At 69.2% G+C, this 21,609-nt stretch carries 12 protein-coding genes and 3 rRNA genes; 6 read left to right on the top strand and 9 right to left on the bottom strand.

Going from position 1 to position 21,609, the window contains the following annotated elements:
- The first annotated feature begins 249 nt into the window (after positions 1-249).
- Positions 250-1,359, top strand: coding sequence for a hypothetical protein (locus ABUL08_RS00075; RefSeq protein ID WP_350933543.1), 1,110 nt, complete (start codon positions 250-252; stop codon positions 1,357-1,359).
- 50 nt (positions 1,360-1,409) lie between these two features.
- Positions 1,410-2,879 (top strand): cryptochrome/photolyase family protein, encoded by a 1,470-nt coding sequence (locus ABUL08_RS00070; RefSeq protein WP_350933542.1) that lies wholly within the window; start codon positions 1,410-1,412, stop codon positions 2,877-2,879.
- 4 nt (positions 2,880-2,883) lie between these two features.
- Here ABUL08_RS00070 and ABUL08_RS00065 read toward each other — a convergent pair whose 3' ends face one another.
- Both ABUL08_RS00065 and ileS read right to left on the bottom strand, forming a co-directional pair.
- Positions 2,884-3,576 carry a lysophospholipid acyltransferase family protein gene (locus ABUL08_RS00065; RefSeq protein ID WP_350933541.1) on the bottom strand — a complete coding sequence of 231 codons (693 nt, stop codon included), beginning with the start codon at positions 3,574-3,576 and terminating at the stop codon, positions 2,884-2,886.
- Positions 3,577-3,737: 161 nt separating this feature from the next.
- Positions 3,738-6,884, bottom strand: coding sequence for an isoleucine--tRNA ligase (gene ileS / locus ABUL08_RS00060; RefSeq protein ID WP_350933540.1), 3,147 nt, complete (start codon positions 6,882-6,884; stop codon positions 3,738-3,740).
- A gap of 652 nt (positions 6,885-7,536) precedes the next feature.
- Here ileS and ABUL08_RS00055 point away from each other — a divergent pair.
- Positions 7,537-7,977, top strand: a complete 441-nt coding sequence (locus ABUL08_RS00055) for a carboxymuconolactone decarboxylase family protein (protein ID WP_350933539.1) — start codon at positions 7,537-7,539, stop codon at positions 7,975-7,977.
- Entirely contained in the window at positions 7,974-8,858 is an 885-nt protein-coding gene (gene sigJ, locus ABUL08_RS00050) for an RNA polymerase sigma factor SigJ (protein ID WP_350933538.1), read from the top strand. Before ABUL08_RS00055 ends, sigJ begins: the two co-directional genes overlap by 4 nt.
- A gap of 56 nt (positions 8,859-8,914) precedes the next feature.
- Here the strand turns inward: sigJ and ndk are convergent, their stop codons facing one another.
- On the bottom strand, positions 8,915-9,340 hold the full coding sequence (ndk, locus tag ABUL08_RS00045; RefSeq protein WP_350933537.1) for a nucleoside-diphosphate kinase: 426 nt from the start codon (positions 9,338-9,340) through the stop codon (positions 8,915-8,917).
- Positions 9,341-9,483: 143 nt separating this feature from the next.
- On the opposite strand from ndk, the gene ABUL08_RS00040 reads away from it, so the two are divergent.
- Positions 9,484-10,728, top strand: a complete 1,245-nt coding sequence (locus ABUL08_RS00040; RefSeq protein WP_350933536.1) for a VOC family protein — start codon at positions 9,484-9,486, stop codon at positions 10,726-10,728.
- 57 nt (positions 10,729-10,785) lie between these two features.
- On the opposite strand, the gene ABUL08_RS00035 is transcribed toward ABUL08_RS00040, so the two are convergent.
- From ABUL08_RS00035 to ABUL08_RS00025, 3 genes are all read right to left on the bottom strand, one after another.
- Positions 10,786-11,247, bottom strand: a complete 462-nt coding sequence (locus ABUL08_RS00035) for a DUF4233 domain-containing protein (RefSeq protein ID WP_377521733.1) — start codon at positions 11,245-11,247, stop codon at positions 10,786-10,788.
- Complete coding sequence (locus tag ABUL08_RS00030) at positions 11,244-12,578, bottom strand: bifunctional folylpolyglutamate synthase/dihydrofolate synthase (protein WP_350933534.1); 1,335 nt, start codon at positions 12,576-12,578, stop codon at positions 11,244-11,246. The genes ABUL08_RS00035 and ABUL08_RS00030 overlap by 4 nt, the downstream gene beginning before the upstream one ends.
- Before the next feature lie 182 nt (positions 12,579-12,760).
- Positions 12,761-15,379 (bottom strand): valine--tRNA ligase, encoded by a 2,619-nt coding sequence (locus tag ABUL08_RS00025; RefSeq protein WP_350933533.1) that lies wholly within the window; start codon positions 15,377-15,379, stop codon positions 12,761-12,763.
- Positions 15,380-15,448: 69 nt separating this feature from the next.
- On the opposite strand from ABUL08_RS00025, the gene ABUL08_RS00020 reads away from it, so the two are divergent.
- On the top strand, positions 15,449-16,126 hold the full coding sequence (locus ABUL08_RS00020; RefSeq protein WP_350933532.1) for a hypothetical protein: 678 nt from the start codon (positions 15,449-15,451) through the stop codon (positions 16,124-16,126).
- Positions 16,127-16,221: 95 nt separating this feature from the next.
- Here ABUL08_RS00020 and rrf read toward each other — a convergent pair.
- The 3 genes from rrf to ABUL08_RS00005 all read right to left on the bottom strand — a co-directional run bounded on the left by rrf (position 16,222) and on the right by ABUL08_RS00005 (position 21,423).
- Positions 16,222-16,338, bottom strand: a 5S ribosomal RNA gene (gene rrf / locus ABUL08_RS00015).
- Positions 16,339-16,420: 82 nt separating this feature from the next.
- A 23S ribosomal RNA gene (locus ABUL08_RS00010) occupies positions 16,421-19,531 on the bottom strand.
- Between the two features lie 378 nt (positions 19,532-19,909).
- Positions 19,910-21,423, bottom strand: a 16S ribosomal RNA gene (locus tag ABUL08_RS00005).
- The 16S, 23S and 5S rRNA genes sit together here, the layout of an rRNA operon.
- Positions 21,424-21,609 lie beyond the last annotated feature (186 nt).

The following is a 21,609-nucleotide window of genomic DNA, read 5'->3' as shown; positions in this document are numbered from 1 at the left end:
GAGGAGCCCACCCCTCCCCCCGTACCCCCAACCCCCGACCCGGAGCCGGAGCCGGAGCCGACCGATCCCCCGACGCCGTCTGATCATCTGCACGTCGCGGCATCGACACGCCGGGCGGAAGTGCCGGGATCGTCAGACGATCTTGGCAGCCCCGATCCGGCAGCGCCCGACGCGGACCCGGCAGCGCCCGACGCGGAGCCGGCAGCGCCGGTGACCCCGGCTCGGGGATCAGCTGCCGTCCCCACCCGCGTGGAAGCCGCCGACACCCCGGTCCCCGGCCAGCCGGATCCCACCCGGGTCGAGCACCGTCCCGACCCGACCCGGGCGGAGCCGCCGGCGCCCCGATGGAGCGGGTCCGCGCCCGTGCCACCCCCGCCGCCCCGCAAGCGTGGCTGGGGCGAGTCGGCCGAGCCCACCCCGGTCCCGCCGGTGTCGGCGGCCGCGCCGGAGCACCAGACCCCGGTGGACCCGTGGGCGGGCGCCGACACCGGCGACTGGGACCTGCACTCGGCCAACTTCCCGGCACTGCCGCCGACGCTGCCCTACCCGGCGACACCGCACACGCTCCCCTATCCGGCGCCAGCCCCGCCGCCGCCCACCGCCCGGCCGACGGGACCGCCGGTGAGCCCGGCGCCGATGGCCGCGCGCCCGGTGTCGCCGCCCCCGACGGCCGCGCGCCCGGTGTCGCCGCCGCGTCCGGTGCCGCCCGCGCCGGTCCGGCCGCCGAAGCAGCGCCGCGCGACGCCACCGCCGGTCGCCCCGCCGCCCGGCTGGCAGGCCCCCCGGGGGTACGTCCCGGTGCCCGTCCGCCGTCGACGGCGGTGGCCGTGGGTGCTGCTGCTCACCCTGGCCTGCTGCTGCGGCGTGCCGCTGTGGTGGGCGCAGCCGTACTCCACCCAGTACCCGGCCAGCGCCGCGCTCCCCGACGAGGTCACCGGCCTGCGGCTGCGCGACGACGCGGACAGCCAGGCCACCGTCCGTGACCTGGAGGCCGAGGTACGCCAGGCGAACCTGCTCGCCGAGGACACCTTCGCCGGCGTCTACGGCAGCTCGGACGGCAAGCTGGTCACCGTCTTCGGCAGCACCGGCGTACGGCTCAGCCCGGACTCGGACGCGAAGGCCGAGCTGACCCGACTCCAGGACCGTTACCAGCTCGACCCCGCGGTGCCGGTGGAGACCGGCGTCCGGGGCCGCTACGAGCGCTGCGCGGTGGGCCGGGCCGACGGCGACGCCGTGGTGGTCTGCACCTCGGTCGACCACGGCAGCCTCGCCACCGGGGTCTTCACCCGGCTCTCGCTGGACGACAGCGGCCGGCTGCTCGACGAGCTGCGCCAGCAGATCATCACGCCAAACGCGTAGACCTCTCGGGTTATCCGGCACGGGATGCCGCAGCCGGGCAGAATCGGGACATGTCGCGGCGTTGGCTCTTCGCCGATCAGCTGGGGCCGCACTTCCTCGACGACCGGAAACAGCCGGTCCTGCTGATCGAGTCGAAGGCGGTCTTCCGGCGGCGCGTCTATCACCGGCAGAAGGCCCACCTGATCCTCTCCGCGCTGCGGCACCGCGCCGCCGAACTCGGCGACCAGGCGATCTTTCTGCGCGCCGAGACGTACCGGCAGGCGCTGAAGAAGGTGCGCGAGCCGCTGGAGGTGTGCCACCCCACCTCCCGGCGCGCCCTGAAGTTCGTGACCGGCCTGGACCGGGTCACCGTGCTGCCGGCCCGGGGCTACGTCACCAGCCTGGCGGACTTCGCCGAGTGGGCGGACCAGCGCCGGGGCGCACTGCGGATGGAGGCGTTCTACCGGTTCGCCCGCGAGCACCACGGGGTGCTGCTGGACGGCGGCGAACCGGTCGGCGGCCGGTGGAGCCTGGACACCGAGAACCGTGAACCGCCCCCGAAGGACGGCAAGCTGGACGTGCCGGCGGCGCCGATGCCGAAGGAGGACGACATCGACGCCGAGGTCCGGGCCGACATGGACCGCTGGGAGCGGGAGGGCATCCGGTTCGTCGGGCGGGACGGCCCGCGCCGGTTCCCGGCCACCGCCAAGGAGGCCAAGGCCCGGCTGCGGCACTTCCTCACCAAGCGGCTCGCCGCCTTCGGCCCGTACGAGGACGCGATGCTCTCGACCGACCCGTGGCTGGCGCACAGCATGCTGTCGTCCTCGTTCAACCTGGGCCTGCTCGACCCGGTCGAGGCGGTACGCGGCGCGGAGCAGGCGTACCGGAAGCAGGGCGCGCCGCTGGCCAGCGTGGAGGGCTTCGTCCGGCAGGTGATGGGCTGGCGGGACTACATCTGGCACACCTACTGGTACTTCGAGCCGGGCTGGCGCAACAGCAACGAGCTGGGCGCCCGCCGGTCCCTGCCGGCCTGGTGGAACGACCTGGACGCGGACGCCGTCGACGCGCACTGCCTCTCCGACGTGCTCGCCGGGGTCCGGGACCGGTCCTGGGTGCACCACATCCCCCGGCTGATGGTGCTCGGCAACTACGCGCTCCAGCGCGGCTTCCGCCCGTCCGAGCTGGTCGAGTGGTTCCACACCCGGTTCGTGGACGGCTACGAGTGGGTGATGACCGCGAACGTGGTCGGCATGAGCCAGTACGCCGACCTGGGCCGGATCACCACCAAGCCGTACGTCTCCGGCGGCGCGTACATCAACCGGATGAGCGACTACTGCGGCGGCTGCCGGTACGACCCGAAGAAGCGGGTCGGACCGGACGCCTGCCCGTTCACCGCCGGCTACTGGGCCTTCCTGGCCGGCAACCGCGACCGCATCCCGGGCAACGCCCGGATGGCCCGCACGATGAAGCAGATGTCGGGTCTCGCCGACCTCGACGCGGTGATCGACCAGGAGAGGCTCCGGGGCGCCGACCCGCCGTGACGGGTCAGGCCGACGGCTCGCCCGGGGTGGCCTCGGCCCGCCGGGGGGCGTAGCGGGGGACGTACTCCTGGCCGGTGAGCCGCTGGATCTCGGCCATCAGCTCGTCGGTCATCTCGCGCAGCGAGGTGCGGTCGTCGGACCGGCCGGTGAAGTCCAGCGGCTTGCCGAACCGGATGCTGATCTCGGCGCGGCCGGGCCGAGGCACCCGGGTCCCGATCGGCTGTGCCTTGTCGGTGCCGGTGACGCCGACCGGGATGATCGGCACGCCGGCCGCCACGGCCAGCCGGGCCGCACCGGTGCGCCCCCGGTAGAGCCGACCGTCGGGCGAACGGGTCCCCTCCGGGTAGACGGCGACCAGGTCACCGGCCCGGAGCACCGGGATGGCCGCGTCGAACGCCGACAGCGCGGCCCGGCCACCGGCCCGCTCGACCGGGATGGCGCCCAGCCCGGTCAGCACGAACTTGGAGAAGGCGCCCTTGAGGCCGGTGCCCTTGAAGTACTCGGACTTCGCCCAGAAGGCCAGGTGCCGGGGGACGACGGTGCCGAGGAGCAGCTCGTCGGCGACGGAGAGGTGGTTGCCCGCGAAGATGGCACCGCCGGACGCCGGAATGTGCTCCAACCCCTCCACGCGTGGACGGAAGGCCAACCGGAGCGTGGGCGCCACGGTGAGCTTGCCGATGGTGTAGAGCAGCGGCACTGGTCCTCCGGCGGTCGTACGTGAACAGGCGGTGTCACCGTAGCGGACGGTGCCATCCCCGACGGATCGGGTGGCCGACCGTCCGCTGCGTGGTGACGGCGGTGGAGAGGGGCCCCGACGTCGCGGAACGCGCTGTCGGGGCCCCTCCCGCGCCCCTCAGGTCATACCCGGCGGACGGCCACCGTCACCCGCTCGCCGTCACCGACCTCGCCGGCGAAGCCCTCGACGTCGTCGGCGAAGTCCACCGCGTCGGCGAGCACCTCCCGCGCCACGAAGTCGCCGTACGCGGAGACCGCCGCCCGGACCTCCGCGGGGGCCGACACGACCACCGCGATCCGGTCCGAGACGTCCAGGTCGGCGTCCCGGCGGGCCTGCTGCACCACCCGGACCACGTCCCGGGCCAGCCCCTCGGCGGCCAGCTCGGGGGTGACCTCGGTGTCGAGCACGACGACACCCTCACCGCCGGGCAGCGGCGCGGAGTGCTCGGCGTCGGCGGCGACCAGGCGCAGCTCGTACTCGCCCTCGGCGAGGGTGACGCCGGCGGCGACCGGGGCGCCGTCGTGAAGCTCCCACTCCCCCGCCTTGACCGCCTTGATCACCTGCTGGACCGCCTTGCCGACCCGCGGGCCGAGCGCCCGGGGCACGACGGTCAGCACCTGCTGGCAGTAGTTCGCCACCTCCGGCGAGAACTCCACCGTCTTCACGTTGACCTCGTCGGCGACCAGGTCCGCGAAGGGCCGGAGCTGGTCCGCGACCGGGGAGGCCACGGTCAGCTTCGACAGCGGCAGCCGGACCCGCAGGCCCTTCGCCTTGCGCAGCGACAGCGCCGCCGAGCAGACGTCCCGGGTGGCGTCCATCGCCGCGACCAGGTCGTGGTCGGCGGGGAACTCCTCGGCGGACGGCCAGTCGGTCAGGTGCACCGACCGCTCGCCGGTGAGACCGCGCCAGATCTCCTCCGCGGTCAGTGGCACCAGCGGCGCCACCACCCGGCAGAGGGTCTCCAGCACCGTCCACAGGGTGTCGAACGCCTCCGCGTCCCCGGACCAGAACCGGTCCCGGGAGCGACGCACGTACCAGTTGGTCAGCGCGTCCAGGTAGGACCGGACGGTGACGCAGGCACCGGAGATGTCGTACGCGTCCATCTGCGCGCCGACCGTCGCCACCAGCTCGTTCGTCTTCGCCAGCACGTACCGGTCGAGCAGGTGGGTGGAGTCGGTGCGGCGACGGGCGGTGTGGCCGTCGGCGTTGGCGTAGAGGGAGAAGAAGTACCAGACGTTCCACAGCGGCAGCAGCATCTGACGCACCGCGTCCCGGATGCCCGCCTCGGTGACCGCCATGTCACCGCCGCGCAGCACCGGCGACGACATCAGCATCCAGCGCATCGCGTCCGACCCGTACGCGTCGAAGACGTGGTAGACGTCCGGGTAGTTGCGCAGGCTCTTGGACATCTTGCGCCCGTCCGAGCCGAGCAGGATGCCGTGGCTGAGGCAGTTGCGGAACGCCGGCCGGTCGAACAGCGCGGTGGCCAGCACGTGCATGGTGTAGAACCAGCCGCGGGTCTGTCCGATGTATTCGACGATGAAGTCGCCCGGGTAGTGGTGCTCGAACCAGTCCCGGTTCTCGAACGGGTAGTGCACCTGGGCGAACGGCATCGAGCCGGACTCGAACCAGCAGTCCAGCACCTCCGGCACCCGGCGCATCATGGAGCGCCCGGTCGGGTCGTCCGGGTTGGGGCGGACCAGGTCGTCCACCGCCGGCCGGTGCAGGTCGGTCAGGCGTACGCCGAAGTCCTGCTCGATCTGCTCCAGCGAGCCGTACACGTCGACCCGGGGGTAGGTCGGGTCGTCGGACTTCCACACCGGGATCGGCGAGCCCCAGAACCGGTTCCGGCTGATCGACCAGTCCCGGGCGTTGGCCAGCCACTTGCCGAACGAGCCGTCCTTGATGTGCCCCGGCGTCCAGTTGATCTGCTGGTTCAGCTCGACCATCCGGTCCCGGAACTTCGTCACCGCGACGAACCACGACGACACCGCCTTGTAGACCAGCGGGGTGTCGCAGCGCCAGCAGTGCGGGTACGAGTGGGTGTAGGTGTCCTGCTTGAGCACCACCCCCCGCTCCTTGAGCTCCCGGATCACCGGCTTGTTGACGTCGAAGACCTGCTCGCCCTGATAGGGCGGGACCAGCGCGGTGAACCGGGTGTGGTCGTCCACGGTCACGATGGTGGGGATGCCGGCGGCGTTGCAGACGTTCTGGTCGTCCTCGCCGAAGGCGGGAGCCAGGTGCACGATCCCGGTGCCGTCCTCGGTGGTCACGAAGTCCGCGCCGAGCACCTGGTAGGCGTTCTCGCCGGCCTGCTCCACCAGGAAGTCGTAGAGCGGGGTGTAGCGGCGCCCGACCAGGTCCCGGCCGTACACGCTGCCGACCTGCTCGTACCCCTCCAGCTCCTTGGCGTACGCGGCCAGCCGCGCCGCGCCGACCACGTAGCGGTCGCCGTCGCGCTCCAGCACCGCGTACTCGATGTCGGGGCCGACGGCGAGCGCCAGGTTGGACGGCAGGGTCCACGGGGTGGTGGTCCAGACGCCCAGCCTCACCGGCCCGCGCACCAGCTCCGGGGCGCTCTCGTCGGCGGTCAGCCCGAACCACACCGACAGGGTGGGGTCGTGCCGGTCCCGGTAGACGTCGTCCATCCGGGTCTCGGTGTTCGACAGCGGCGTCTCGCACCGCCAGCAGTACGCCAGCACCCGGAAGCCCTCATAGACCAGGCCCTTGTCGTGCAGGGTCCGGAAGGCCCACATGACGCTTTCCATGTAGTCCAGGTCGAGGGTCTTGTAGTCGTTGGTGAAGTCGACCCAGCGCGCCTGCCGGGTGACGTACCGCTCCCAGTCCTGGGTGAACTCCAGCACCGAGGCGCGGCAGGCGTCGTTGAACCGGGCCACGCCGAGGTCGAGGATCTCCGCCTTGCTGGTGATGCCGAGCTGCTTCTCGGCCACCACCTCGGCGGGCAGGCCGTGGCAGTCCCAGCCGAAGCGCCGCTCGACGTGCCGGCCGCGCATCGTCTGGTAGCGGGGGACGACGTCCTTCACGTAACCGGTGAAGAGGTGGCCGTAGTGCGGCAGGCCGTTGGCGAAGGGCGGGCCGTCGTAGAAGACGTACTCGTTCTTGCCGTCGTCGCCGGCCGGGCGGGCCTCGACGGACGCCTCGAAGGTCTTGTCGGCCGTCCAGTGCTCCAGCACCCGGCGCTCGACCGCGGGCAGGTCCGGGCTCGCCGGGACACCGGCGGCGGTCGGGTCGTGCAACGGATAGGCCATCGGGGGTCGCTCTCCTCGCGCAGCTCACTCGTGTCGTGGTCTGCGAGGACGAGCCCTTTTCCGGTACGCCGTCTCCGGCGTTCCCGGGGCCAGGCCCGCGGTACCACCCCGCTTGGCGGTCGAGGTGCGACCGCCCGCTCGTTGGTCGGCTGTGACGGGCCGTCCCGTCCGGTTCTACTGGGCCGGTCACCCGGCTGTTCTTCCGGAGGCTCACCGGTGATGGCCGGGTCGTCGCCTGTGCGGTCAAGCGTACTCGACCCGGCGGCCGCGCCGCCGCCGAGTATCGTCCGGCGCGGCTGGTCGGGGCGGCCGGCCTCGGCGCCGATCCGGGTCCGTCTCGACGCCGGGGCGGACCTGCCGGACTGCGGGCACCGGTCCGCCCGGCCACCACCGCCGGCCTGACCGGTGCCCTCGGGCCCGCCGCGAGCACGGTCTCCGCGTGGCACCGCCCGGCCGGTGGTCGGCCGGGTCAGCCGCCCGGTGCCCGGGGCGGGAGCGGTCCGCAGCGTCGACCGGGTCGACACGGGGAGCTGCCGGCCCGCTCCCGACCCGTACCGGGCGGGTCGCCATGACGACCGTCACACCGTCGACTGTCACGCCCGGCCGACCCGATCCGTCGTGTCCACGAACCAACGACACGAAGGAGACGGCGATGAGTCGGATCGACATGGCGGCGGTCGCGCCGCAGGCGTACCAGGCGGTGCTGGGGCTGGAACGGTACGTCCGGGCGAACCTGGACCACACCGTGCTGGAACTGGTGAAGCTGCGCGCGTCGATGCTCAACGGGTGCGCGTTCTGCGTGGACATGCACAGTCGGGACGCGCTGACGGCCGGCGAGTCGAGCCGACGGCTCTTCGCGGTCGCCGCCTGGCGGGAGGCGCCCTTCTTCGACGAGCGGGAACGCGCCGCGCTGGCGCTCACCGACGCGGTGACCCGGCTCGGCGAGCACGGCGTGCCCGACGAGGTGTGGGACGCCGCGGCGAAGGTCTGGTCGGAGAAGGAACTCGCCGACCTGGTCGTCGCCATCGCGACAATCAACGTGTGGAACCGGATCGCGATCACCAGCCGGACCGAGCCGCCGACCGAGGCGTGAGCCGGGCCGGGGCGATGCAGGCGGCCGGTGCGCTCACCGCGCACCGGCCAATGCTGCTCGGGTTGGCGTACCGGCTGCTGGGGAGCCGGCACGACGCCGAGGACGTGCTCCAGGAGGCGTACCTGCGCTGGCTCGACGTCGACCGGGACGCGGTCGCCGAGCCGCGCCGCTACCTGTCCCGGGTGGTGACCCGGCTGGCCCTGGACCGGCTGCGCGCCCGGCAGGCGGCCCGGGAGACGTACGTCGGCCCGTGGCTGCCCGAGCCGGTGCCCACCGGGTCGTCGCCGTTCGGTCCGCTGGACACCGTCGAGCTGCGCGAGACGGTCTCCACCGCGCTGCTGCACCTGCTGGAACGGCTCACCCCGCCGGAGCGGGCGGTCTGGGTGCTGCACACCGCCTTCGCCCTGCCGTACGCCGAGATCGCCGACCTGCTCGACCGGTCCGCGCCCGACTGCCGCCAACTGCACCACCGGGCGGCGGCCCGGATCGCCGAGGACCGGCGGCGCTTCACGGCCGGGCCGGACGAGCAGCGGCGGCTGCTCGACGCCTTCGTGGCCGCGGCGCGCGACGGCGACCTGGTGCGGCTGACCGGCCTGCTCGCGGCCGACGCGACCGCCTGGTCCGACGGCGGCGGCCGGGTCCGCGCGGCGCGCAACCCGGTCTCCGGCGCGGACCGGATCGCCCGCTTCTTCGCCGGGGTGTACGGCCACCGCCGACCCGGCGTGCGCGCCACCCCGCTGGAGCTCAACGGCGCTCCCGCGCTCCTGCTGAGCTGGCCCGACGGCCCCCGCCACACCCTCACCGTCGCCGCCGCACGGGGCCGGATCACCGGCCTCTGGCTGGTCGGCAACCCGGAGAAGCTGACCGGGCTGGCGGAGTGACGACGCAGGACGGCCCCGACCCACGGGGGGTCGGGGCCGTCGGCCGACGAGGAGGTTCAGCCCAGCTCGGGGAACCAGAGGGCGATCTCGCGCTTGGCGCTGTCAGTCGAGTCGGAGGCGTGCACCAGGTTCTCCCGGTTCGACAGGGAGAAGTCGCCGCGGATGGTGCCGGCGGCGGCCTTCCGACCGTCGGTGCTGCCGATCATGCCCCGGACCACCTCGATCACCTGGTCGCCGGAGAGCACCAGGGCGACCAGCGGGCCGCCGGTCATGAAGGCCTTCAGCGGCGGATAGAACGGCTTGTCCACGTGCTCGGCGTAGTGCTGGTCGGCGAAGTCGCCGTCCATGGTCCGGGTCACCAGCGCGTCGATCCGCAGCCCCTTCCGCTCGAAGCGGGCGAGGATCTCGCCGACCAGGCCACGGCGGACCGCGTCGGGCTTGATCAGTACGAGCGAGCGCTCGTCCGGGCTGCTGCTGGACACGCTGGGTTCCTCCTGTGCGCACATGGCGGTCGGGCTGGGTACGGTCAGCCTAGCGACCCGGTCCCGGCGTCGGCGCGGCGGCTGCTCTTTCCCTGGGTCGCTGATCCGGCCTAGCCTGGCCCTTGACCCCTGGGAGGTCCACTGTGGCGAATGGCGGGAACCGCCCCATCGCGCCGGTACGCAAGCTGGTCGCCGCGGTGCTCGGCACCGTGGCGACCTTCGTCGTGCTGTTCGGGCTGGGGATGACGAGCTGGGCGATCGTGGCGCTCGGCGTCGCGCTGCTGGTGCTGGCGGTGGCCCTGGCCACCGTGCGCGGCGGCGGACGCACCTGGGTGGTCGGGGTGGGGCACGTGCACAGCGCCTCCGAGCCGCCCACCCAGTACGCCTTCGGCCGCTGCGAGCTGCAACTGGTGATCGACGCGCCCGGGCTGCCGCCCCGCTCCAAGAAGATCATCGAGCCGCGGGTGCCGGTCGCCAAGTGGCCGTCGCTCGGCCAGACCCTGCCGATCCGGGTCGCCCTCGACGACCAGCGGCACGTCCGGGTCCTCTGGGAGGAGGTGCCCACGCACGCCGAGACGGCCGCCGCCATGGCCGACCTCCCGCCGGAGTTCGGTGGCCCCGATCCGGTCGAGGAGGTGCTCATCGCGCAGGAGGCCCCGCCGTGGGCGGACCGGCCGGAGGACGACCTCCGCGACGACTACCCACCCCTCGGCGACCCGCTGGCCGAGGAGGTCACCGTCCTGACGGAGGAGCGGGAGCCGGTGGTGCTGCACCAGAGCCCCGGCGGCCGGGTGGTGCTGGAGGGTCAGCTCGTCGAGCAGCAGGTCCCCGGTCCACTGCCGCGCCGCGCCGCGCCGTCCCCCCGGCCGCCCGTCGAGGAGCGGTTCGACACCGTACCGGTCGACCCGATCGACGTGCCGCTGGACGAGCCGGCCGCGGAGGCGCCCCCCACCCCGGAGGAGCTGGACGAGGCCATCTTCGGGTACGCCGGCGACGAGCCCGTCGAGGTGGCCAGCCCGATCAGCGGCGTCGGCATCACCCTGCTGGTGACCGACCTGGACCGGTCCCTCGACTTCTATCGGGACCTGGGCTTCGACGAGGTGGACCGGGGCTCCGGCAACGCCGTCCTCGCCTCCGGCGCGACCCGGCTGGTGCTGCGGGAGGTGACCGGTGCCGCCCCGATCAGCCGCCGCCTGGTGCACGTCAACCTGGAGGTCGACGACATCCAGGCCGCGTACGAGCGACTGCGTGGCACCGGCGTCCGCTTCACGTACGCCCCCCGGGTGGTGAACCGGGGCAGCAAGCTGGAGGTGTGGGCGGCGGCCTTCCGCGACCCGGACGGCCACGGCATCGCCCTCACCCAGTGGCGCACCCTCACCGACGCCTGAGCTGCGCGAAGGGGCCCTGCCGGCATGGCAGGGCCCCTTCGTCGCGCGGTGACCGGCTCAGCCGAGGATGACCCGCCGGACGTGCACGGCGTAGGCCCAGACCAGCGCGAAGATGACCCCCAGCACGAAGAGCGACCAGTGCAGCAGGCCGGAGAGCAGCAGCAGCCCCTGGAGCACGGTGCCCGCGTGCCACGCCCAGGCCCGGCCCATCAGCCCGGCGAGCACCACGCAGGCGACGGCCAACGCCACGATCGCGCCGATCGCCGCACCGCTCAGGTGGCCGCCGACGACCCGGATCGGCTGGATGGCCAGCAGCAGCACCAACGCCTCCAGGGCGAGCGTGCCGGCCCCGAGACCGCGAACCGCCTTCTCCGGGTTCCGCAGCCCGGACCGCCGCTGTCCCGACGCCGGTCCACCGGCCTCCGAGTTCCCCGCCGGCGAGTTCCCGGCGTCCGGGGTCCCGGCCTCCGGGCCCTGCGGGTCACCGCCGCCCGGGCGCTCTGACACCGGCCCGGTCATCGCTTCAGCAGCCGGCGGGCGTCGGCCACGGTCACCACCGAACCGGTGATCAGCACGCCCACCCCGGCCAGCTCGCCCGGCACGTCGTACTCGGCCTCGGCGATCGCCACCTCGATGGCGTCCGGCATCTCCTCGGCGACCTGCACCCGTTCCGGCCCGAAGACCTCCCGGGCCAGCTCGGCCAGCTCGTCGGCCGGCATCGCCCGCGGCGAGCTGTTACGGGTGACCACCAGCGAGTCGAGCACCGGCTCCAGCAGCTCCAGCAGGCCGGCGGCGTCCTTGTCACCCAGCACGGCGAGCACGCCGACCAGCTTGCTGAACGCGAACTCCTCCTGGAGCGCGGTCACCGTGGCGGTCATCCCGTGCGGGTTGTGGGCGCCGTCCAGCAGCACCGTCGGGGCGGTGCGGACCTTCTCCAACCGCCCCGGTGAGCTGGTCGCGGCGAAGCCCTCCCGGACCGCCTCGATGTCGAGCTGCCGCTTCGCGCCGGCACCGAGGAACGCCTCGACCGCGGCGAGCGCCACGGCCGCGTTCTGCGCCTGGTGCGCGCCGTGCAGCGGGATGAACAGCTCGTCGTACACCCCGCCGAGCCCCTGGATGCTGAGCACCTGACCGCCGACGGCGATCTCCCGGCGCAGCACCCCGAACTCGGTACCCTCCCGGGCGATCGTCGCACCGACCTCGGCGCAGCGTTCCAGGATCGGCCGGGCGGCCTCCTCCTCCTGGGCGGCGCAGACGACCGTGGCGCCCGGGTGGATGATGCCGGCCTTGTGCAGCGCGATGTCCTCGATCGTGTCGCCGAGCCACTCGGTGTGGTCCAGCCCGATCGGGGTCAGCACGGCCACCCCGGCCTGGAGCACGTTGGTGGCGTCCTCCGCGCCGCCCAGCCCGACCTCGACCACGGCGACGTCGACCGGCGCGTCGGCGAAGGTGGCGAACGCGAGCGCGGTGGTCATCTCGAAGTACGTCAGCGGCTCGGCGGAACGCTCGTCGACCAGCGCGGCCAGCGGCTCCACCTCCCGGTACAGGGTTACGAAGCGCTCCTCGCCGACCGGCTCACCGTCCAGGCTGATCCGCTCCCGGACGGTCTCCAGGTGCGGGCTGGTGTAGCGGCCGGTGTGCAGCCCGAAGGCCCGCAGCAGCGAGTCGATCATCCGGGCGGTCGAGGTCTTGCCGTTGGTCCCGGTGAGGTGGATCGACGGGTACGCCCGCTGCGGGCTGCCGAGCAGGTCGAGCAGCGTCTCGATCCGCTCCAGCTCGAAGTGCACCCGGGTGAAGCCGCGCGCCCCCAGGGCGGCGTCGACGGCAGCGAACTCGGTACGGTCGGTCATGCGGAGCCAACTTTCGTTCGCGACTGCGGGGCTCGCAACCCCGGCTCACTCCTCGCGCTCACGAGGAGCCAACTTTCGTTCGCGACTGCGGGGCTCGCAACCCCGGCTCACTCCTCGCGCTCACGAGGAGCCAACTTTCGTTCGCGACTGCGGGGCTCGCAACCCCGGCTCACTCCTCGCGCTCACGAGGAAAGCGCCTCCAGCGCGGCGTCGATGCGGACCAGGTCCGCCTCGGCCACCGCGAGCCGATCCCGGATCTTGGCGACCACCGGCTCCGGTGCCTTGCCGACGAACGCCGGGTTGTCGAGCTTGCCCCGGGCCTGCGCGACCTCCTTCTCGGCCGCCGCCCGGTCCTTGGTGAGCCGGGCCCGCTCGGCCGCCACGTCGATCGAGCCGCGGGTGTCCAGCGCGACGCTGACCTCCCCCGGCATGGCGAGGGTGGCGCTCGCCTGGAAGTCGTCCGCGGGGGCGTCGAGGCGGACCAGCGAGCGGATCAGCGGCTCGTGCGCCGCGATGCCCGCCGGGGCCAGCCCGTCGAGCCGGGCCGCGACCCGCTGGGTGGGGCGCAGCCCCTGGTCCGACCGGAACCGCCGGATCTCGGTCACCACCCGCTGGAGGGTGCCGACCTCGCCCTCCGCGGCGTCGTCGACCAGGGTACGGTCGGCCACCGGCCAGTCGGCCGTCATCACGCTCTCGCCGCCGGTCAGCGCCGTCCACAGCTCGTCGGTGACGAACGGGATCACCGGGTGCAGCAGCCGCAGCAGCTGGTCCAGCACGTGCCCGAGCACCCGGCGGGTGGCGTCGGCGGCCGGTCCGCCCTCGGCGAGCACCGGCTTGCTCAGCTCCACGTACCAGTCGCAGACGTCGTCCCAGGCGAAGTGGTACAGCAGGTCGCAGACCTTCGCGAACTCGTACGCCTCGAACTGCTCGTCCACCTCGGCGGTGACATGCGCCAGCCGGGACAGGATCCACCGGTCCACGGTCGACAGGGTGTCGGCCGCCGGCAGCTGGCCCCCGGTGTGGGCGCCGTTCATCAGCGCGAACCGGGTGGCGTTCCAGAGCTTGTTGCAGAAGTTCCGGGAGCCCTGGCACCACTCCTCGCTGACCGGCACGTCCTGGCCGGGGTTGGCGCCCCGGGCGAGGGTGAACCGGGTGGCGTCGGCGCCGAAGCGGTCGATCCAGTCCAGCGGGTCGACCACGTTGCCGAACGACTTCGACATCTTCTTGCCGTGCTCGTCGCGGACCATGCCGTGCAGGGCCACCACGTCGAACGGCTGGACGCCGTCCATCGCGTACAGGCCGAACATCATCATCCGGGCGACCCAGAAGAAGAGGATGTCGTAGCCGGTGACCAGCACGCTGGTCGGATAGAACTTCGCCAGGTCGGGGGTGCGCTCCGGCCAGCCGAGGGTGGAGAACGGCCACAGTCCGCTGGAGAACCAGGTGTCCAGCACGTCCTCGTCCTGCCGCCAGCCCTCGCCGGTCGGCGGCTGCTCGTCGGGGCCGACGCAGACGATCTCGCCGTCCGGGCCGTACCAGACCGGGATGCGGTGGCCCCACCAGAGCTGCCGGGAGATGCACCAGTCGTGCATGTTGTCGACCCAGGCGAAGTACCGCTTGGCCAGCTCGGCCGGCTCGATCGTCACCCGGCCGTCGCGCACGGCGTCACCGGCGGCCTTCGCCAGCGGGGCGGTGTTGACGAACCACTGCAACGACAACCGCGGCTCGACGGTGGTCTTGCACCGCGAGCAGTGCCCGACCGAGTGCTTGTACGGCCGCTTCTCGGCCACGATCCGGCCCTGCTCGCGCAGCGCGGCGACGATCGCCGGGCGGGCCTCGTAGCGGTCCAGGCCCTGGAACGGGCCGTGGGCGGTGATGACGCCCCGCTCGTCCATGATCGTGAGGGAGGGCAGGTCGTGCCGCTGGCCGATCTCGAAGTCGTTCGGGTCGTGCGCCGGGGTCACCTTGACCATGCCGGTGCCGAAGCTCGGGTCGACGTGCTCGTCGGCCACGATCGGGATCCGCCGGTCGGTGAGCGGGACGGCCACCTCGGTGCCGATCAGGTGCCGGTACCGCTCGTCGTCCGGGTGCACGGCCACCGCCGTGTCGCCGAGCATCGTCTCCGCCCGGGTGGTGGCCACCACGACGTCGTCGCTGTAGCGGATCGAGACGAGTTCGCCGTCGTCCTCGGTGTGCTCCACCTCGATGTCCGACAGCGCCGTCAGGCAGCGCGGGCACCAGTTGATGATCCGGTTGGCCCGGTAGATCAGCCCGTCGTCGAAGAGCTTCTTGAACATGGTCTGCACGGCCCGGGAGAGGCCCTCGTCCATGGTGAAGCGCTCACGGTCCCAGTCGACCGCGTCGCCGAGCCGGCGCATCTGGCCGAGGATCGCGCCACCGGACTCTGCCTTCCACTGCCAGACCCGCTCGACGAACTTCTCCCGGCCCAGATCGTGCCGGGACAGGCCCTGGGTGGCGAGCTGCCGCTCGACCAGGTTCTGGGTGGCGATGCCGGCGTGGTCCATGCCGGGCAGCCAGAGCGCCTCGAAGCCCTGCATCCGCTTACGCCGGTTGAGGGCGTCCATCAGCGTGTGCTCGAACGCGTGCCCCATGTGCAGCGAGCCGGTCACGTTCGGGGGCGGGATGACGATGGTGAAGGGGGGCTTGTCGCTCTCCGCCGACGCCCGGAAGTGGCCGGCGGCTACCCACTGCTCGTACCGTCGCTGCTCTACCTCGCCGGGATGGTACTGGCCGGCAAGGGTCGGGGCGTCGGGGCGTCGGGCATCCAGTCTCTCGGTCACCCTGAAAGTCTACGGAGCGCTTCCGCGGACCTGACGTGCGCCACCGGTAGTTCGCGTACGGTGGCGGACATGTCCGACGCGCACCTCACCGAGCGCCCGGTCGGGGAGACGCCCGAGCCGGTCGAGCTGACCGACGAGCCGATCCGGCTGAGCCGGCGGGGGCCCGACCATGACCCGGAGTCGAAGCCGCGGTCCCGCCGCGGACGGATCGTCCTGGCCTTCGCTCTCGTCGCGGGGCTCGCCGGCGCCGGGGCCCTGGCCGCCGGTGGTTGGCGGATGCTCCAACAGAAGGACACCACGCTCAGCACCCCGCCACAGCTCGCCGGGCTGACCCGGGACGACAGCGACCGGGCCCGGAGCACCGCCGACTACCTGCGGGACGGCTTCGCCGCCGACATCGACCTCGACCGCAGCTTCGGTACGGTCTACAGCGACCCGGCGGACCCGAAGCGGTCGGTCCTGATCTTCGGTGGCACCACCCTGCTCTGGCAGCCCGAGCGGGACCTGGACAGTCTCTTCGGCCTGATGACCGACGAGACCGGGAAGGTGACCGGGCTGCGTGAGGTGGCCGCCGGTCGGTTGGACGGCGTGATGAAGTGCGGAGTCACCGGGGGCGACGGCGGCGACTTCGCGGTCTGCGGGTGGGCCGACCACGGCAGTGTGGTGATGGCGATGTTCCCCGGCCGCTCCGTCGGCGATTCCGCCGTCCTGCTCCGCCGGCTCCGCGAGGGCATGCAGACCCGCTGACGCGGCGCGACGATGGCGTGCCACCGAACGGGCTTCTGAAGTTCCCGGAAACGCAGTTGAGGCCACCCCGAAGGGTGGCCTCAACTGGAATGTTTGTCCGGCGGTGTCCTACTCTCCCACACCCTCCCGAGTGCAGTACCATCGGCGCTGGAGGGCTTAGCTTCCGGGTTCGGAATGTTACCGGGCGTTTCCCCTCCGCCATGACCGCCGTAACTCTATGAACATGTCAAACACACCGGCACACACACGGGTGTTCGCTTGTTCAGAGTTGCACAGTGGACGCGTAGCAGCTTCGTAGTCAAGTCCTCGGCCTATTAGTACCGGTCAACTGAACCCGTTACCGGGCTTACATTTCCGGCCTATCAACCCAGTCGTCTAGCTGGGGGCCTTACCCCACCAAAGGTGGGTGGGATACCTCATCTTGAAGCGAGCTTCCCGCTTAGATGCTTTCAGCGGTTATCCCTTCCGAACGTAGCTAACCAGCCGTGCCCCTGGCGGGACAACTGGCACACCAGAGGTTCGTCCGTCCCGGTCCTCTCGTACTAGGGACAGCCCTTCTCAAGTATCCTACGCGCACGGCGGATAGGGACCGAACTGTCTCACGACGTTCTAAACCCAGCTCGCGTACCGCTTTAATGGGCGAACAGCCCAACCCTTGGGACCTGCTACAGCCCCAGGATGCGACGAGCCGACATCGAGGTGCCAAACCATCCCGTCGATATGGACTCTTGGGGAAGATCAGCCTGTTATCCCCGGGGTACCTTTTATCCGTTGAGCGACACCGCTTCCACTCGCAAGTGCCGGATCACTAGTCCCGACTTTCGTCCCTGCTCGACCTGTCAGTCTCACAGTCAAGCTCCCTTGTGTACTTGCACTCAACACCTGATTGCCAACCAGGCTGAGGGAACCTTTGGGCGCCTCCGTTACCCTTTAGGAGGCAACCGCCCCAGTTAAACTACCCACCAGACACTGTCCCTGAACCGGATAACGGTCCGAAGTTAGATACCCAAATCAACCAGAGTGGTATTTCAAGATTGCCTCCACCCATACTGGCGTATGGACTTCACCGGCTCCCACCTATCCTACACAAGCTAATTCGGATACCAATGTCAAGCTATAGTAAAGGTCCCGGGGTCTTTCCGTCCTGCCGCGCGTAACGAGCATCTTTACTCGTAATGCAATTTCGCCGGGCCTGTGGTTGAGACAGTGGGGAAGTCGTTACGCCATTCGTGCAGGTCGGAACTTACCCGACAAGGAATTTCGCTACCTTAGGATGGTTATAGTTACCACCGCCGTTTACTGGCGCTTAAGTTCTCCGCTTCGCCCCGAAGAGCTAACAGGTCCCCTTAACGTTCCAGCACCGGGCAGGCGTCAGTCCATATACATCGAATTACTTCTTCGCATGGACCTGTGTTTTTAGTAAACAGTCGCTTCCCCCTGCTCTCTGCGGCCATACAACGCTCCACCCGCGCGGGGCTTCACGTCTCCGGCCCCCCTTCTCCCTAAGTTACGGGGGCAATTTGCCGAGTTCCTTAACCACAGTTCGCCCGATCGCCTCGGTATTCTCTACCTGACCACCTGTGTCGGTTTGGGGTACGGGCCGCTAAGAACTCGCTAGAGGCTTTTCTCGGCAGCATAGGATCACTGACTTCACCTGAATCGGCTCGGCATCACGTCTCAGCCTCCATGCACCGCGGATTTGCCTACGGTACGGCCTACACGCTTACCCCGGCACAACCACCGGCCGGGCTCAGCTACCTTCCTGCGTCACCCCATCGCTTGACTACTACCCGCCAGGTTCCCACGCTCCCCAACCTTGACCCGAAGGTCGCCGCTGGTTTGGGTGGTTAGCACAACGAGGTTCGTCAGGGTCGCTCTTTCGCGGGTACGGGAATATCAACCCGTTGTCCATCGACTACGCCTCTCGGCCTCGCCTTAGGTCCCGACTCACCCAGGGCGGATTAGCCTGGCCCTGGAACCCTTGGTCATCCGGCGGAAGGGTTTCTCACCCTTCTTTCGCTACTCATGCCTGCATTCTCACTCGTGCCGCGTCCACAACTAGGTCACCCCGTTGCTTCACCCCCGGCACGACGCTCCCCTACCCATCCACACACCTGCACAAGGAATCAAGTCCAAGCGAGGTTGAAATGTGAATGCCACAGCTTCGGCGGTGTGCTTGAGCCCCGCTACATTGTCGGCGCGGAACCACTTGACCAGTGAGCTATTACGCACTCTTTAAAGGGTGGCTGCTTCTAAGCCAACCTCCTGGTTGTCTATGCGACCCCACATCCTTTTCCACTTAGCACACGCTTAGGGGCCTTAGCTGGTGATCTGGGCTGTTTCCCTCTCGACTACGAAGCTTATCCCCCGCAGTCTCACTGCCGCGCTCTCACTTACCGGCATTCGGAGTTTGGCTGATTTCGGTAAGCTTGTGGGCCCCCTAGACCATCCAGTGCTCTACCTCCGGCAAGAAACACGCGACGCTGCACCTAAATGCATTTCGGGGAGAACCAGCTATCACGGAGTTTGATTGGCCTTTCACCCCTAACCACAGGTCATCCCCCAACTTTTCAACGTTGGTGGGTTCGGCCCTCCACGCGGTCTTACCCGCGCTTCAGCCTGCCCATGGCTAGATCACTCCGCTTCGGGTCTAGAGCATGCGACTGAATACGCCCTATTCAGACTCGCTTTCGCTACGGCTCCCCCACACGGGTTAACCTCGCCACATGCCACTAACTCGCAGGCTCATTCTTCAAAAGGCACGCCGTCACCCCGCAAGGCTCCGACGGATTGTAGGCGAACGGTTTCAGGTACTATTTCACTCCCCTCCCGGGGTACTTTTCACCATTCCCTCACGGTACTCGTCCGCTATCGGTCACCAGGAAGTATTTAGGCTTACCAGGTGGTCCTGGCAGATTCACGGCAGATTTCAGGGGTCCGCCGCTACTCGGGAACACCCACAGAAGGTCAGCAACTTTCACGCCGGACTATCACCGTCTACGGTTGGCTTTTCCACACCATTCGGCTAGCCACTGACTTTGTAACTCCTCGAGCGCATGTCAGTACACTCAGCGGGGTCCCACAACCCCGACCACGCAACCCCTGACAGGTATCACACGCAGCCGGTTTAGCCTCAATCCGCTTTCGCTCGCCACTACTCACGGAATCACTAAATTTGTTTTCTCTTCCTACGGGTACTGAGATGTTTCACTTCCCCGCGTTCCCCCCATACACCCTATGTGTTCAGGTGCAGGTGACACCACATGACTGGTGCCGGGTTCCCCCATTCGGACACCCTGGGATCACAGCTTGGTTGACAGCTCCCCCAGGCCTATCGCGGCCTCCCACGTCCTTCATCGGCTCCTGGTGCCAAGGCATCCACCGTTCGCCCTTGACAACTTGACCACAAAGATGCTCGCGTCCACTGTGCAATTCTCAACAAACGACCAACCCACAACCCTCACCGTGCAACACCAGACCCGACAACCGCCGGCGGTATGCCACACCAGGTCATGCCTGGCAGACTCCCGAAACCCGCAAAGGGGCTCCGCAGCAGTCTCTGAAAGACAACCTTCGGTTGTTCTTTCAGGACCCAACAGGGTGCTTTACGCCTTTCCTCAGCCGCATCCAGGACATCCGTTCCCACCACCGAAGTGGCTGTACTAGGCGCCCCCGACCGTTGCCGAGAACAAACTGGCCAGTGTCTCCGCCATTCGAGCACCCCGACCCGACATTCGCGGGCCGCGGGCTCCATGCCGTCTTTCGACGGATGGTGCTCCTTAGAAAGGAGGTGATCCAGCCGCACCTTCCGGTACGGCTACCTTGTTACGACTTCGTCCCAATCGCCAGCCCCACCTTCGACGGCTCCCTCCACAAGGGTTGGGCCACCGGCTTCGGGTGTTGCCGACTTTCGTGACGTGACGGGCGGTGTGTACAAGGCCCGGGAACGTATTCACCGCAGCGTTGCTGATCTGCGATTACTAGCGACTCCGACTTCACGGGGTCGAGTTGCAGACCCCGATCCGAACTGAGACCGGCTTTTTGGGATTCGCTCCACCTCACGGTATCGCAGCCCATTGTACCGGCCATTGTAGCATGCGTGAAGCCCTGGACATAAGGGGCATGATGACTTGACGTCATCCCCACCTTCCTCCGAGTTGACCCCGGCAGTCTTCGATGAGTCCCCGCCATAACGCGCTGGCAACATCGAACGAGGGTTGCGCTCGTTGCGGGACTTAACCCAACATCTCACGACACGAGCTGACGACAGCCATGCACCACCTGTGACCGCCCCCGAAGGACCCCCCATCTCTGGAGGTTTTGCGGCCATGTCAAACCCAGGTAAGGTTCTTCGCGTTGCATCGAATTAATCCGCATGCTCCGCCGCTTGTGCGGGCCCCCGTCAATTCCTTTGAGTTTTAGCCTTGCGGCCGTACTCCCCAGGCGGGGCGCTTAATGCGTTAGCTGCGGCACAGGGAACCGGAGAGGCCCCCACACCTAGCGCCCAACGTTTACAGCGTGGACTACCAGGGTATCTAATCCTGTTCGCTCCCCACGCTTTCGCTCCTCAGCGTCAGTATCGGCCCAGAGACCCGCCTTCGCCACCGGTGTTCCTCCTGATATCTGCGCATTTCACCGCTACACCAGGAATTCCAGTCTCCCCTACCGAACTCTAGCCTGCCCGTATCGACCGCAGGCTTGGGGTTGAGCCCCAAGTTTTCACGGTCGACGCGACAAGCCGCCTACGAGCTCTTTACGCCCAATAAATCCGGACAACGCTCGCGCCCTACGTCTTACCGCGGCTGCTGGCACGTAGTTGGCCGGCGCTTCTTCTGCAGGTACCGTCACTTACGCTTCGTCCCTGCTGAAAGAGGTTTACAACCCGAAGGCCGTCATCCCTCACGCGGCGTCGCTGCATCAGGCTTCCGCCCATTGTGCAATATTCCCCACTGCTGCCTCCCGTAGGAGTCTGGGCCGTGTCTCAGTCCCAGTGTGGCCGGTCGCCCTCTCAGGCCGGCTACCCGTCGTCGCCTTGGTAGGCCATCACCCCACCAACAAGCTGATAGGCCGCGAGCCCATCCCAGGCCGAAAAACTTTCCACCAAACGCCATGCGGCATAAGGTCATATCCGGTATTAGCCCCCGTTTCCGAGGGTTATCCCAAAGCCTGGGGCAGGTTACTCACGTGTTACTCACCCGTTCGCCGCTCGAGTACCCCGAAGGGCCTTTCCGCTCGACTTGCATGTGTTAAGCACGCCGCCAGCGTTCGTCCTGAGCCAGGATCAAACTCTCCAACAAAAACTTGTTGAAAAACTGTCCCGGCAACAAAATGTTGCCAAAGGAATCCCCACCAGCCAGACAAAAGCCTGACCAGTGCGGGGTATAAAACAATTGGCACTGGCTTATCAAGCACCCTGTTGAGTTCTCAAAGAACAACCACACACCGCCGGAAGCTCCACATTCGCGGAACCCCGTCCGGGGCAA

This window comes from Micromonospora sp. CCTCC AA 2012012, from assembly GCF_040499845.1.
In the GTDB taxonomy this organism is placed as follows: Bacteria; Actinomycetota; Actinomycetes; order Mycobacteriales; family Micromonosporaceae; genus Micromonospora; species Micromonospora mangrovi.
Note: the sequence above shows the minus strand (reverse complement) of the source record. Positions and strands in the feature narration are given on the sequence as shown.